Origin of the sequence: Martinezella rhizogenes (genome assembly GCF_007002745.1) — a bacterium.
In the GTDB taxonomy this organism is placed as follows: domain Bacteria; phylum Pseudomonadota; class Alphaproteobacteria; order Rhizobiales; family Rhizobiaceae; genus Agrobacterium; species Agrobacterium cucumeris.
In genome coordinates this window covers 88,858-100,751 of the sequence record NZ_SGNY01000002.1, presented here as the reverse complement: position 1 = coordinate 100,751, position 11,894 = coordinate 88,858, and the positions used below count along the sequence as shown (strand labels likewise).

Genomic DNA, 11,894 nt, shown 5'->3' with positions numbered 1-11,894 from the left:
CTGTTCTGGCAGACATTCAGGAGACGGAACTCTTATGATGCAAAAGGCAAACACATTCACCCGGACGGCTCTGTCCGCTCTGGTCCTTTCTCTCGGCGCAGTGTCCGCTCCGGCCATCTCGCAGGCACAGGATGCTGCTCCCGCCGCTCAGGGCGCCGGCGCTCCGCCGCTCGGCTGGTTCAAGACCTGCTCCAAGCAGGAAGACAACGATGTCTGCGTCGTGCAGAACGTGGTTCTTGCCCAGAACGGCCAGATGATCACCGCTGTCGGCCTCATCACCGTTGAAGGCAAGGTCAACCGCAAGCTGCTGCAGGTTTCCGTTCCGACCGCGCGTCTCGTTCCTCCGGGCGTGATGATGCAGATCGATGGCGGCAAGGGCCAGAAGCTCGATTACGCCGTTTGCCTTCCCGACAAGTGCACGGCTGAAGTGCCGCTGACGGATGCCATGATCGCTTCCCTGAAGAAGGGTAGCGAGGTGGTCTTCACCTCCATCAACTTCCGCCGCGCGCCAAACCCGATCAAGATCGCACTCTCCGGTTTCACCGGCGCTTACGACGGTGCTGCCATCACCCAGTCGCAGCTGGCCGAAAGCCAGCGTAGCCTGCAGGAAGGCATGCAGAAGAAGGCAGAAGAGGCCCGCAAGAAGCTGGAAGCCGCTCAGGACGCCGCCAAGACCGCGCCGAAGCCCTGATCGCTCCACCAGCGTCAAGAATGACAAAACCGGTCTGGAGACAGACCGGTTTTTTTATGCCCTGGGAGGGGTGGGTATTTCAGGCTTGCGTCAATGCGCCGTCGACATCTTCGGACGCCATTCACCGTTCGGCGCCTTGTCAAAGATGCGGCCGATATTGGGATTTCTAAGCGGCGTCTCGTTTTCGTCGTGGACGAGGTTCTGCTCGGAAACATAGGCGACATATTCCGTCTCCTCGTTTTCGGCCAGAAGATGATAGAAGGGCTGGTCGCGATCCGGCCTGATATCGGCGGGAATGGCGTTCCACCATTCTTCGGTATTGGCATATTCCGGGTCCACGTCGATGACCACGCCGCGGAACGGAAACACCTTGTGGCGGACGATCTCGCCAAGCGTGAATTTTGCGTCTCTTTGTTTCATGGCATGAACTTCCTTTCCCACTAATAGTTGGGGGCGGAATGCGAAATATCAAGGGCTAGGGGTATCCCGCCCGTATTACCGTCCCGCCGCTCACGCCCTTCGGCCGATTGGCGCGGTGGCGATGACCACACCGCCGGTGACCAGCACGATGCCGATGGCGTGATAGGTCTCGAAGCTCTCCCCAAGGAAAAACGTTGCCATGATGATCGAGACCGGCGGCATCATATAAAGCGTGATGCCGGCCGTGGCCGGGCCGAAAACGCGCACCGTATGGGTGAAACAATAAAAGGCGAGCAGCGAGGCGAAAAGAATGATGCCGCCGATCTTCGCCCAGGCCATCGGTGTCGCCGGCAGCATTCCGCCCTGCGCCAGTTCGAGAGCCGCCGGCGGCAGCAGCACCAGCGCGCCGGACAGCGCAATCAGGCCGAAAAGGCTGAAGGAGGCCATCTGCCGGGCTGCCGGATCGCGCAGCAGCAGCGAATAGATCGCAAAGGCGATGGCTGCCGTCAGTATGGCGAAATCGCCGATGTTGAAATTCATGTGCCACAGAGCGGACATATCACCCTTGAGCACGATGGCCGCCACGCCTGCAAAGGCGATGATCATGCCCGCCACTTCGAGCTTTCTGATGCGGCGACCCTGAAAGATGCGCTGGAACAGGATGATGAACAGCGACGATGTCGTGTAGATCAGCGTGCCGTTGGCAGCAGTCGTCATGGTCAGGCCCCAATAGACCACGCCGCCGCAGATGCCCATGCCGAGAATGCCGAGAACGAGCCACAGCAGCGTTTTGTGACGCAGGAACGCCAGGCAGTTGCGCCAGTCGGCGATCATGAAGGGGGCGATGATGAGGGTCGATCCGATCCAGCGAATGAAGGCGGCGATGAAGGGTGAGACCTCGCCGACGACGCCACGGCCGAAAATGACGTTGCTGGAGAAAAAGAACGGCACAGCCAGAAAGATGAGCCAGTCCGTAAGGCGGGTTTGCTGAGAGGCTGGCTTGTTCGACATCGTTCGCGATATGGCTGGGCTTCAAAAGAAAACGGCGGCCTCCGGAGAGGCCGCCAGACTGGAGTGGACACCTTGCAGAGCGTCCGGATTACGACTTAGGCCGAGTAGTACATGTCGAATTCGACCGGATGCGGGGTCATTTCGAAACGCATGACTTCCTGCATCTTCAGCTCGATGAACGAGTCGATCTGGTCGTCGTCGAATACGCCGCCGGCGGTCAGGAACTTGCGATCCTTGTCGAGGCTTTCCAGCGCTTCGCGCAGCGAACCGCAGACGGTCGGGATCTTCTTCAGTTCCTTGGCGGGAAGGTCGTAAAGGTCCTTGTCCATCGGCTTGCCGGGGTGGATCTTGTTCTTGATGCCGTCAAGGCCGGCCATCAGCATGGCCGCAAAACCGAGATAGGGGTTCTGGGTCGGATCCGGGAAGCGGACTTCGACGCGCTTTGCCTTCGGGTTGGAGCCGAAGGGGATACGGCAGGAGGCCGAACGGTTGCGGGCAGAATAGGCCAGCAGAACCGGCGCTTCATAACCCGGCACCAGACGCTTGTAGGAGTTGGTGGTGGGGTTGGTGAAGGCGTTGATGGCCTTGGCGTGCTTGATGATACCGCCGATGTAGAAGAGGCAGTTTTCAGACAGGCCGGCATATTCGTCACCAGCGAAGGTCGGCTTGCCGCCCTTCCAGATCGACTGGTGCACGTGCATGCCCGAGCCGTTATCGCCGAAGATCGGCTTCGGCATGAAGGTTGCCGTCTTGCCATAGGCATTGGCGACCTGGTGCACGACGTACTTGTAGATCTGCATCTTGTCGGCGCTGGAGACCAGCGTGTCGAACTTCACGCCCAGCTCGTGCTGCGCGGCAGCCACTTCGTGGTGGTGCTTTTCAACAACGACGCCCATTTCGGCCAGAACCGTCAGCATTTCGGAGCGCATGTCCTGCAGGCTGTCGATCGGCGGAACCGGGAAGTAGCCGCCCTTGACGCGCGGACGATGGCCGAGGTTGCCGGTTTCGTAATCCGTGTCGTCGTTGGACGGCAGTTCGGACGAGTCGAGCTTGAAACCGGTATTGTAGGGGTCTGCCTTGTACTTCACGTCGTCGAAGACAAAGAATTCAGGCTCGGGACCGACGAAAACGGTGTCGCCGATGCCGGATGCCTTGAGGTAAGCTTCGGCCTTCTTGGCGGTGCCGCGCGGGTCGCGGTTATAGGCTTCGCCCGAGACCGGGTCGAGAATGTCGCAAAGGACGACCAGGGTGGACTGGGCAAAGAACGGGTCGATGTGGGCGGTAGCCGGATCGGGCATCAGCACCATGTCGGACTCGTTGATGGCCTTCCAGCCGGCGATCGAGGAGCCGTCGAACATGACGCCATCGGCGAACATGTCTTCGTCTACGCACACCACATCCATGGTGACGTGCTGCAGCTTGCCCTTGGGGTCGGTAAAGCGCAGGTCCACGAACTTGATGTCGTTATCCTTGATCTGCTTCAAGATATCGTTTGCGGTCGTCATTTAAACGTTTTCCTTGAGTGTGATGATGACGAGGTGAAAACCCAAGCCTCCCCGGCCCGGGACCTTCTTGATTATATGGCGTCCACGCCTGTTTCACCGGTACGGATGCGGATGACTTCCTCGATATTGGAAACGAAAATCTTTCCGTCGCCGATACGTCCGGTCTGGGCCGCATTGCGGATCGCCTCAATGACGGCTTCCGCATTCTCGTCCGCCAATACGACTTCGACTTTCACTTTCGGCAGAAAGTCCACGACGTACTCCGCACCGCGGTAAAGTTCCGTGTGGCCCTTCTGACGACCAAAGCCTTTTGCTTCCGTGACCGTGATTCCCTGAAGTCCGACTTCCTGAAGGGCTTCCTTCACTTCATCGAGCTTGAAAGGCTTAATGATCGCTTCGATCTTTTTCATGAGAAAATATCTCTCCGCTTCTCCCGTTAAAGCAGGTAACTCCCGCTCTGCCACAAGAATGCACGTATTGTGCCAGATCGGAAGCGGGCTTGAAGAAAAAACTTCGCCCACTCGGCTTTCCGGCACAAAATGCATTCGCTTTTGGCGGTTTTCCGGCGAATTTCTCTCGAAAATCCGAAAAATCCATCCGCATTTCTGTTGATTTGTATTATTTTAGCGATCTCTTATATTTTGAGTTTCAGTACGCGTGTTTTGCTGGTCTGTTTATATTTTATGCATTTGACTATTATTCGGTCAGGGCAATCTGCTTATTTTTGTATCGATTGCCTTTCCGACGTTTTGAAGGGATGATCGGTCCATGACATCCCTTTCGCAGCTCTTCCTGATCGACCCGGTTGTGATGGCCCGCATCGATGCGACGGCCGGGCAGTCCGGCATTCCACTATATGACCTGATGGAGCGGGCGGGGCAGGCGGTTGCCGCCTCGGCCCTGCGCCATTATCCGCAGGCGCTGCGTTTCGTCGTGCTTTGCGGTGGCGGCAATAATGGCGGCGACGGTTATGTGGCGGCGCGGGTGCTTTTGCAGAGTGGCGCAGCCGTTGCGGTTTATCATCTTGGCGATATGGCGGCGCTCAGGGGCGATGCGCGGACGGCATTCGAGCGGAGCGGGGTGACGCCATTGCCGCTTGGCGATTATGTGCCTGTTGGCGGCGACATGGTGATTGATGCGGTTTTCGGGGCTGGCCTGTCACGTGATATTCCAGGCGAACTTGCCGATGTGATCGCGGCGGTAGCAAAGGCGGGCGTGCGTGTGCTTGCCGTTGATCTGCCCTCGGGCCTCTGCGGCCGGCGTGGCGTGCCTCTCGGTGCATCGTTCAGGGCAGATCGAACCGTGACTTTCATGGCGCGCAAGCCCGGTCACCTGCTGATGCCGGGGCGCGAGCTGTGCGGGGTGCTTGAGGTCTTCGATATCGGCATTCCCGCCCGCATCCTCGCTGCCCATGCGGGTTCAATTTCGGAAAATGATCCGCTTGTGTGGCGGCATGCCTTGCCGCGCGCCGATATGGAAACCCATAAATTCCGCCGCGGGCATTTGACGGTCTTTGCCGGACCGGCGCATGCGACCGGGGCAAGCCGCATGACGGCGCTTGCGGCGTTGAAGGCGGGGGCGGGGATCGTGACCGTCGCTGCCCCGCGTGCAGCGCTGGACGTGTTATCGATGATGCTGACGGCGGTTATGAACTCGCCTTTGGACGATGCCGATGATTTACGGCTGTGGCTGGATGACCGGCGTCACGGTACTTTCGTTCTTGGCCCGGGTTTCGGCGATTTAGAAAAGGCGCGGCAGTTCGTGTCCCTGCTTGGGGACAGGGCGGTGGTGCTGGATGCCGATGCGATCACCGCTTTCAGGGATTGCCCGGAGACCCTGTTCGAGCAGGTTACATCCGGTACGGGCAAATTCGTGCTGACACCGCATGAGGGAGAGTTTGCGCGGCTGTTTCCCGATCTCGCTGCAGATGCCGGATTGAGCAAGATCGAGAAGGCGCAGGTTGCTTCGGCGCGTAGCGGTGCGGTGCTGGTCTATAAGGGCGCGGATACGGTGATCGCCGCACCCGACGGCCGGGCGCTGGTCAACACCAATGCGCCGGCGAGCCTTGCGACGGCCGGATCAGGGGATGTGCTGGCCGGTATCATCGGCGCGCTGCTGGCGCAGGGAGCTCCCGCCTTCGAAGCCTCTGCGGCCGGGGTCTGGCTGCATGGCGAGGCCGGCCACCGGGCAGGCGACGGCTTGACGGCGGAGGACCTTGCCCATGCGGTCCGGCCGTTTGGGTGAATTTGTCTGATTGTGTTTGCTAGCCGCTGACAGATTCGGTGGTTTAGCAAAGTTCCATCATCCCCACTCCGTCACCCCGGACTTGATCCGGGGTCCAGTGCGATCAAGTCCTTGATCGCGAAAGACTCTTCTCACGGCGCAGACGCGCCGTGACTGGATGCCGGATCAAGTCCGGCATGACGGAGGAGAGGTTTTTTATCCTGAAACAAGCTCCGTCGCGTTTGCGGCATTCAGCCCGCATTCAATGCGCGGCCTTGCCACCCTGGCTCGCCATTGCCATTCGCGAGGCACTGATCAGCAGCTTGCGTTCGGCGCGTTCCTGCTGCGGTGTCCGATTGTAGATTTCGCGATAACACTTGGAGAAATGCGAGGCCGAGACGAAACCGCAGGCGACGGCGACTTCGACAACCGGCATGGCCGATTGCACGAGCAGGTGACGGGCGCGGTCGAGGCGGATTTCGAGGTAATAGCGGGCGGGCGAGCGGCCCATTTCCTGACGGAACAGGCGCTCCACCTGCCGGCGTGACAGATCGGCGGCATCGGCTATGTCAAGCAGCGACAGCGGCTCGGCGAGATTGCCTTCCATCAATTCGATAATCGACAGGACCTTGCTGTTCTGCACGCCGAGGCGGGCGCGCAGCGGCAGGCGCTGGCGGTCGTTGGGGCTGCGCACCCGGTCGGTCAATTGCTGTTCGCAGACGCGGTTGACGAGGTTTTCGCCGAAATCCTGGCCGATCAGGCTCAGCATCATGTCAAGCGAGGCCGTGCCGCCGGCGCAGGTGTAGATGTTGCTGTCGACTTCGAAGAGATCGGCATAAACTTCCACCTGCGGAAAGGCTTCGGAAAAACCCGGCAGATTTTCCCAGTGGATCGCACAGCGCTTGCCGTTCAGCAGGCCTGCCTGTGCAAGGATATGGGCGGCGGTACAGAGGCTGCCGATGGCGATGCCGCGATTATAGGCTTCGCGCAGCCAGGCATTGACGGACTTGTTGATGTGCTGGTCCACATCGATGCCCGAACAGATGATGGCCATTTCTGCGCGGTTTTCGCCGCTCACATACCGCCGCTCGTCGGCGAGACAGGTGTCGACCTCGAGACAGATGCCGCTTGAAGACATGACCTTCTGGCCATCGAGCGAAGCGATGCGCCATTCGTAGGCCTGATAGCCCAACATTCGGTTGGCGATGCGAAGCGTTTCAACCGCTGCGGCGAACGGCAGCATGGTAAATTGCGGAATGAGAAAAAAGACGATTGAGCGTTTCTTCTGGGAGTTTTTGCTCATTTGCCCGTGCTCCGTTGCGAATACGCAATTCCTCCCTTGGAATCGGTCTTCTGGATGTCCTGTTTCCGACATCTTTAACGAAAAATACGCCGTGGAATCGGGCCTGTCAAAAAATCGCTTTTGAAATATGCAAAATTTGCGACAAGCCTTTTAAAAAGGCGTCGTGTCGCATGTAAAACAGGCAGGCTTTTTTACGCCGTTGCCGGAGCGTATTGGCACGGGAAGAGATGGCTCGCAAGTCTCAAAATAGCTGCGAGCCACCGGTCAGAGATCATTTGCGAATGGCACTTGTGCGATAATTGTCTGTGGTCGGCCATCCGATATCCTTCAATGTTTCAGGCGGCAATGCCTCAAGCGCACGCAACATCCGGGCACGACGCCATGATCTGTAAAGAGCAGAAACGTGGCCTGACAGGCGATGAAGCCAGCCATTGGAAGAGGGACGATGCGGGGAGCGGTTCGCCGCCGGGAGATAGTGTATCATGGTCATGTCCTTGATCCTTTCCTGAACCACGATTGATTTGCGCCGTCGATATGCGCCTGGATGTTTCATCAAACAAGAGAATGAATTTCATATCATTCATCAATTATCTGAATGACTGACGGATTGCCTGCCGGCTGCGCGTGGATCCCATGAGGGCAGTTCGGTGCTTCGTCACAGCAAGCTTTTTTGCGCCCTGTCATTCGATATCCGGATGGTGCGCGCTTGTTGACATTCAATCAAACGAAATGATATCCATCTATAAATCAAAATATTTGAAGGTGCGTGCCATGACCGTGACTTTCCGCCAACCGCTGCCGTTGCTGGATAACGACATATTGAGAACCTTCGTCGCGATTGCGGAAACGGGAAATTTCTCCACCGCCGCGGAAGTGGTGTTCAGGACGCCCTCGGCCGTTTCCATGCAGATCAAGAAGCTTGAGGAACAGTTGAAGACGACATTGTTCCTGCGCGATGCCCGCTCGGTAACATTGACCGCGCATGGCGAGACGCTGCTGACCTATGCGCGCCGCATGATCGCGCTCTCCAATGAAGCCGTGTCGCGTTTCGTCATGCCCGAGCTCTCCGGTGTGGTGCGTCTCGGCGCGCCGGAGGATATCGGCGAGCGTGGCCTGCTGCCAGGCATTCTCAAGCGCTTTGCCGAGGCTTTCCCCGGCATCATGATCGACGTCACCATCGATTCCAGTTCCAATCTCTACAAGCGCATGGACGAGCAACGGCTTGATCTGGCCCTCGTCAACTGCGCCTCGCATCCGCTCAGGGACACGGGCGAGGTGCTTATGCGCGAACGCCTCGTCTGGGCGGGTGCGAAATGCGGCACGGCTTATCTGCGCGATCCGCTGCCGATTTCGATCTGGGAAGAAGGCTGCATCTGGCGTTCGGAGGCGATCAATTCGCTGGAGAGGCGCGGGCGCAATTTCCGGGTGGCTTATCTCAGTGGTCATACGATGGCGCAGCGCGCGGCGATTGCCGCCGATCTTGCCATCGCGCCTTTGCCGCGATCCTACGTGTTGAACGACATGGTCATTCTGGGCGACAAGGAAGGCCTGCCGGAACTTGGCTGTTTCGATATCCGCCTGATCATGGGCGACAAGGCGTCACGTCCGGTGCTTGCGGTGGCGGAGAGCATTCGCAGCGCCTTTGTCGAGGTTGCCAAGGCGGCGTGACATGGCCAGGCCTGCACGGTGGTCTTAAGGCCGGGCGCGCGGGCAGGCATGTTTCAGACCGCGACGGAATCCGGTGATGCCGAACGGTCTGCAATGCCCGTTTGCCAGCTTCCGCGATTAACCAGCCAGTCGGCCGAATTCTGCAGGCCGCCAAACGGAAAGACATGAATTTGCCGGATCGGCCCTTGCGGATTGGCCTGCCAGTGCCGCTCGATCGGTCCGACGACGCTTTCCGGCGAATGGCCCTTGGCCAGCGTCGTGAGGGAGAGCGCGTTTTTCTTCAGATAGGCAATGGAATTGCCGACACCGCATAGTGCTGCATATTTCAACAGCGTCGTGATCTTGGCCGGGCCGGAAACGCCGATATGCACCGGCAGATCGATGCCTGATGCGGCAAGCCCTTCCGCCCAGGCGATGAAACGGGCTGCATCGAAACCGAACTGGGTGACGATGCGCATCGTCGCATCGCTTCTTTGCGCAAAATCACGCTTCAGCCGCAGCGCGGCAATTGCCGTCTCCTCGCTGAAATCCGGGCTGCCTTCGGGATGGCCGGCGATGGCGATCTGGCTTATTCCATAACGGTCGAAAATGCCGGTGGACAGCATATCCATGCTGGACGCGAAGGGACCGGCCGGCCTGTCGACGCCGCCGCCGACAACCAGCACATCCGATACGCCGGCTTCGTCCGCCAGCCGCTTCACCTGTTCTTCAAACTCCGCGCGTGACGGGATGCGCCGCGCCGCAAGATGCGGCACAGGCTCATAACCGAGATCGCGCAGATGTCTTGCTGCATCGACAAGCTTCACCTGCGAGGCTGTGCCGGTGTCGGTCAGATAGACGCGCACGCCCTGCGGAAAGAGACCGGCAAGGCTTGCCGGGCCAAGCACGTGTGCGGGTGAGGCTTCGATGGAGGCGGGGATGATGGAGGAGGCGGAAATGTCGGGCAATTTGTGCATGGTCCTTTTGATTATCATGCATCTTTTTTTCGGTGCCGTCTGTGCCTGATGCGGCAATACAGCCCTGCATCTGCGACGAAGCTTGGCAACACGATGCAGCGCGGGATCACCAGATCCGTTTTGTCAGGCCGTTCCAGAGCCAGGTCCAGATCGTCGGCGGAAAGCGCAGTACCGATTTTCCGGGTGAGGGCGGCTGTGGTGCGAGGCTGCCGGATAATGCGTCTTCGACCGCGTTGACGGCGATATCCACCGAGGCTGCGGTGAGAAGCAGCGGATAGGTGGCAATCGTATCTGAAGGCGAGGGTTTCAGCCGTTTTTCGTAAAGCGTGGCGCCGGTATCCACGCCCTTGTCAACCAGATGTACGGTTGCACCGAAGTTGCCGCGGTCCTTTTCCACCAGTGCCCAATACCCGCCCATCTGGCCGCGATAGGCGGGATTGATGCCGGCGTGGAAATTGATGACCGGGCATTGCAGGGCCTGCAGCGTCGCGGGCTTCAAAAGCCGGCAGGAAATGGTGAAAATCGCCGCCGGCTTCAGCAGATTGGCGGCCCTGTGGCATTCCTCGTCGTTCAGCGAGGCAAATTGCGTGACGGGAACGGTATCGCCAAGTTCGGCGGAAAGACCGTGCTCGGCGATGATCTGATGGCTTCTTTTAACCGTGAAGCGTTTGCCGAGCCGGGAGGCGACCATCGTCGCCAGCTGGCCGGCGGCGACAAACCAGCCGAGCCGACGCGCCCGCCGCCTGAGAATGACCGATTTGCTTTCGGGTTGTTCGACAAAGACGTGAATATCCGGGAAACGGTCGGCCAGCGCGTTGATCATGATATTGGGGTTCACGCCGCCTGCCGTCATCACCAGAAGCCGATTGTTGATGTCAGTCATATCACCCACGGTATTTTCCTCAGCCATGATCCAGGTGTGGAGTTTCCCTCGTGAACTTCAACACCCTGTTAATTTTCATCGACGGGATTTTTTGAAATGCCGCTGGAACCGATTTTCGGGACTCACGTTATTGTGACGCATATCACATCGGCGCTTGCCTTGGACGGCAAGTCATAGGGGAGTTATTTCAATGATTACACGCATTCTTTCGACCGTTTTCGTGGCTCTGTTGACCGTCGTGACGCTCAGCTCTTGCGGCAACACCATTCGTGGCATGGGCCGGGATACGGCGAATGCCGTTGATGCGACGCAGGACGCCGGCCGCAATGTGGACCGCGCTGCCCGCCGCTAACGGCACTCCCCTTAAATGTTGCGGCGTCATCCTGAAACAGGGGTGACGCCTTTTCTTTGACTGAATTTCCCTGCGAATGTTCCCCTGACGAGAATCACGGGGTGGGCATGAACGGATCGATGAAAAGACTGGCGAAGCTGCTGTTGCCATTGTTGCTGCCGTTTTCGGCGCAGGCCGGCGGGCAGGCGGATTTTTGCAAAAGCATGGACCATGCGGGCGGTCGCTACACCGTGTGCAGTTTCGATCCGGCAAAGAACACCATCCGGATCTATGATCGCGATCACGTCTCCGGGCAGGGATATCGCTCCTTCGCCGACCTGTCCTCCGCGCTCTGGCGGCAGCATATGTTCAGCATCTTCGCCATGAATGGCGGCATGTATCATTCCGACTATTCGCCGGTTGGCCTGTTTGTCGAAAATGGCGTGGAACGTTCGTCGATCAGCACCCGGGGCGGCTGGGGCAATTTTCACCTTCTGCCGAATGGCGTGTTTTATCTGAAAGACACGACGGCCGCCGTGCTGGAGACTGAGGCCTATCTGGCGGCAGACCCCAGGCCGGATTTCGCCACCCAGTCGGGGCCGATGCTGGTGATCGACGGCAAACTGCATCCGCGATTTCTGCCCGACAGCGACAGCCTGAAGCGACGCAACGGCGTCGGCGTCTCCCGCGATGGCATGGTGCATTTCGCCATTTCGGAAAATTCCGTGCGCTTCTACGATTTTGCCACACTGTTTCGGGATGTGCTGGATGCGCCGAACGCACTTTATCTCGACGGCACGATTTCGAGCGTCGACATTCCCGCAATGAAGCGACGCGACACGCTGTTTCCCATGGGGCCGATCATCGCTGTTGTTGACCGGGTGCCGGATTAGATGTTCGCTT

The 11,894-nt window shown here is 58.8% G+C and carries 14 protein-coding genes; 6 read left to right on the top strand and 8 right to left on the bottom strand.

Translation table 11 applies throughout. The annotated features are described in order from the left end of the window. The first annotated feature begins 34 nt into the window (after positions 1–34). Positions 35–691, top strand: coding sequence for an invasion associated locus B family protein (locus tag EXN68_RS06020; RefSeq protein WP_142840062.1), 657 nt, complete (start codon positions 35–37; stop codon positions 689–691). Positions 692–781: 90 nt separating this feature from the next. Here EXN68_RS06020 and hspQ read toward each other — a convergent pair whose 3' ends face one another. The 4 genes from hspQ to EXN68_RS06000 all read right to left on the bottom strand — a co-directional run bounded on the left by hspQ (position 782) and on the right by EXN68_RS06000 (position 4,037). Continuing rightward, positions 782–1,111, bottom strand: a complete 330-nt coding sequence (hspQ, locus tag EXN68_RS06015) for a heat shock protein HspQ (RefSeq protein ID WP_046798283.1) — start codon at positions 1,109–1,111, stop codon at positions 782–784. Positions 1,112–1,201: 90 nt separating this feature from the next. Then, positions 1,202–2,122 carry a DMT family transporter gene (locus EXN68_RS06010; RefSeq protein WP_052819741.1) on the bottom strand — a complete coding sequence of 307 codons (921 nt, stop codon included), beginning with the start codon at positions 2,120–2,122 and terminating at the stop codon, positions 1,202–1,204. Between the two features lie 95 nt (positions 2,123–2,217). Further along, on the bottom strand, positions 2,218–3,627 hold the full coding sequence (glnA, locus tag EXN68_RS06005; RefSeq protein ID WP_080816817.1) for a type I glutamate--ammonia ligase: 1,410 nt from the start codon (positions 3,625–3,627) through the stop codon (positions 2,218–2,220). 71 nt (positions 3,628–3,698) lie between these two features. Next, complete coding sequence (locus EXN68_RS06000) at positions 3,699–4,037, bottom strand: P-II family nitrogen regulator (protein ID WP_003508042.1); 339 nt, start codon at positions 4,035–4,037, stop codon at positions 3,699–3,701. Between the two features lie 89 nt (positions 4,038–4,126). Here EXN68_RS06000 and EXN68_RS27630 point away from each other — a divergent pair, with 89 nt between their 5' ends. Beyond that, positions 4,127–4,399: a hypothetical protein gene (locus EXN68_RS27630; RefSeq protein WP_142840061.1), complete on the top strand. Its 273-nt coding sequence runs from the start codon at positions 4,127–4,129 to the stop codon at positions 4,397–4,399. Further along, complete coding sequence (locus EXN68_RS05990) at positions 4,396–5,871, top strand: NAD(P)H-hydrate dehydratase (protein WP_142840060.1); 1,476 nt, start codon at positions 4,396–4,398, stop codon at positions 5,869–5,871. The genes EXN68_RS27630 and EXN68_RS05990 overlap by 4 nt, the downstream gene beginning before the upstream one ends. A 241-nt stretch (positions 5,872–6,112) precedes the next feature. Here the strand turns inward: EXN68_RS05990 and EXN68_RS05985 are convergent, their stop codons facing one another. Both EXN68_RS05985 and EXN68_RS27865 read right to left on the bottom strand, forming a co-directional pair. Next, positions 6,113–7,153 (bottom strand): GlxA family transcriptional regulator, encoded by a 1,041-nt coding sequence (locus EXN68_RS05985; protein ID WP_142840059.1) that lies wholly within the window; start codon positions 7,151–7,153, stop codon positions 6,113–6,115. A 271-nt stretch (positions 7,154–7,424) separates the two neighbouring features. Then, positions 7,425–7,643, bottom strand: coding sequence for a DUF1127 domain-containing protein (locus EXN68_RS27865; protein ID WP_142840058.1), 219 nt, complete (start codon positions 7,641–7,643; stop codon positions 7,425–7,427). Between the two features lie 239 nt (positions 7,644–7,882). Here EXN68_RS27865 and EXN68_RS05975 point away from each other — a divergent pair, with 239 nt between their 5' ends. Further along, positions 7,883–8,821 carry a LysR family transcriptional regulator gene (locus EXN68_RS05975; RefSeq protein WP_170979853.1) on the top strand — a complete coding sequence of 313 codons (939 nt, stop codon included), beginning with the start codon at positions 7,883–7,885 and terminating at the stop codon, positions 8,819–8,821. A gap of 53 nt (positions 8,822–8,874) precedes the next feature. Here the strand turns inward: EXN68_RS05975 and EXN68_RS05970 are convergent, their stop codons facing one another. Both EXN68_RS05970 and EXN68_RS05965 read right to left on the bottom strand, forming a co-directional pair. Continuing rightward, entirely contained in the window at positions 8,875–9,795 is a 921-nt protein-coding gene (locus tag EXN68_RS05970; protein ID WP_142840057.1) for a methylenetetrahydrofolate reductase, read from the bottom strand. 88 nt (positions 9,796–9,883) lie between these two features. Continuing rightward, entirely contained in the window at positions 9,884–10,660 is a 777-nt protein-coding gene (locus EXN68_RS05965; protein ID WP_142840657.1) for a formyl transferase, read from the bottom strand. A gap of 190 nt (positions 10,661–10,850) precedes the next feature. Between EXN68_RS05965 and EXN68_RS05960 the strand changes: the two genes are divergently transcribed. Further along, positions 10,851–11,012, top strand: a complete 162-nt coding sequence (locus EXN68_RS05960; protein WP_003495552.1) for an entericidin domain-containing protein — start codon at positions 10,851–10,853, stop codon at positions 11,010–11,012. Positions 11,013–11,119: 107 nt separating this feature from the next. Next, entirely contained in the window at positions 11,120–11,884 is a 765-nt protein-coding gene (locus EXN68_RS05955) for a phosphodiester glycosidase family protein (RefSeq protein ID WP_142840056.1), read from the top strand. Positions 11,885–11,894: the final 10 nt, after the last annotated feature.

Excerpts from the sequence above, each read along its gene's own strand:
- EXN68_RS06020 (WP_142840062.1), top strand. The coding sequence starts at position 35 with ATGATGCAAAAGGCAAACACATTCACCCGGACGGCTCTGTCCGCTCTG.
- hspQ (WP_046798283.1), bottom strand. The coding sequence starts at position 1,111 with ATGAAACAAAGAGACGCAAAATTCACGCTTGGCGAGATCGTCCGCCAC.
- EXN68_RS06010 (WP_052819741.1), bottom strand. The coding sequence starts at position 2,122 with ATGTCGAACAAGCCAGCCTCTCAGCAAACCCGCCTTACGGACTGGCTC.
- glnA (WP_080816817.1), bottom strand. The coding sequence starts at position 3,627 with ATGACGACCGCAAACGATATCTTGAAGCAGATCAAGGATAACGACATC.
- EXN68_RS06000 (WP_003508042.1), bottom strand. The coding sequence starts at position 4,037 with ATGAAAAAGATCGAAGCGATCATTAAGCCTTTCAAGCTCGATGAAGTG.
- EXN68_RS05990 (WP_142840060.1), top strand. The coding sequence starts at position 4,396 with ATGACATCCCTTTCGCAGCTCTTCCTGATCGACCCGGTTGTGATGGCC.
- EXN68_RS05985 (WP_142840059.1), bottom strand. The coding sequence starts at position 7,153 with ATGAGCAAAAACTCCCAGAAGAAACGCTCAATCGTCTTTTTTCTCATT.
- EXN68_RS27865 (WP_142840058.1), bottom strand. The coding sequence starts at position 7,643 with ATGACCATGATACACTATCTCCCGGCGGCGAACCGCTCCCCGCATCGT.
- EXN68_RS05975 (WP_170979853.1), top strand. The coding sequence starts at position 7,883 with ATGATATCCATCTATAAATCAAAATATTTGAAGGTGCGTGCCATGACC.
- EXN68_RS05970 (WP_142840057.1), bottom strand. The coding sequence starts at position 9,795 with ATGATAATCAAAAGGACCATGCACAAATTGCCCGACATTTCCGCCTCC.
- EXN68_RS05965 (WP_142840657.1), bottom strand. The coding sequence starts at position 10,660 with ATGACTGACATCAACAATCGGCTTCTGGTGATGACGGCAGGCGGCGTG.
- EXN68_RS05960 (WP_003495552.1), top strand. The coding sequence starts at position 10,851 with ATGATTACACGCATTCTTTCGACCGTTTTCGTGGCTCTGTTGACCGTC.
- EXN68_RS05955 (WP_142840056.1), top strand. The coding sequence starts at position 11,120 with ATGAACGGATCGATGAAAAGACTGGCGAAGCTGCTGTTGCCATTGTTG.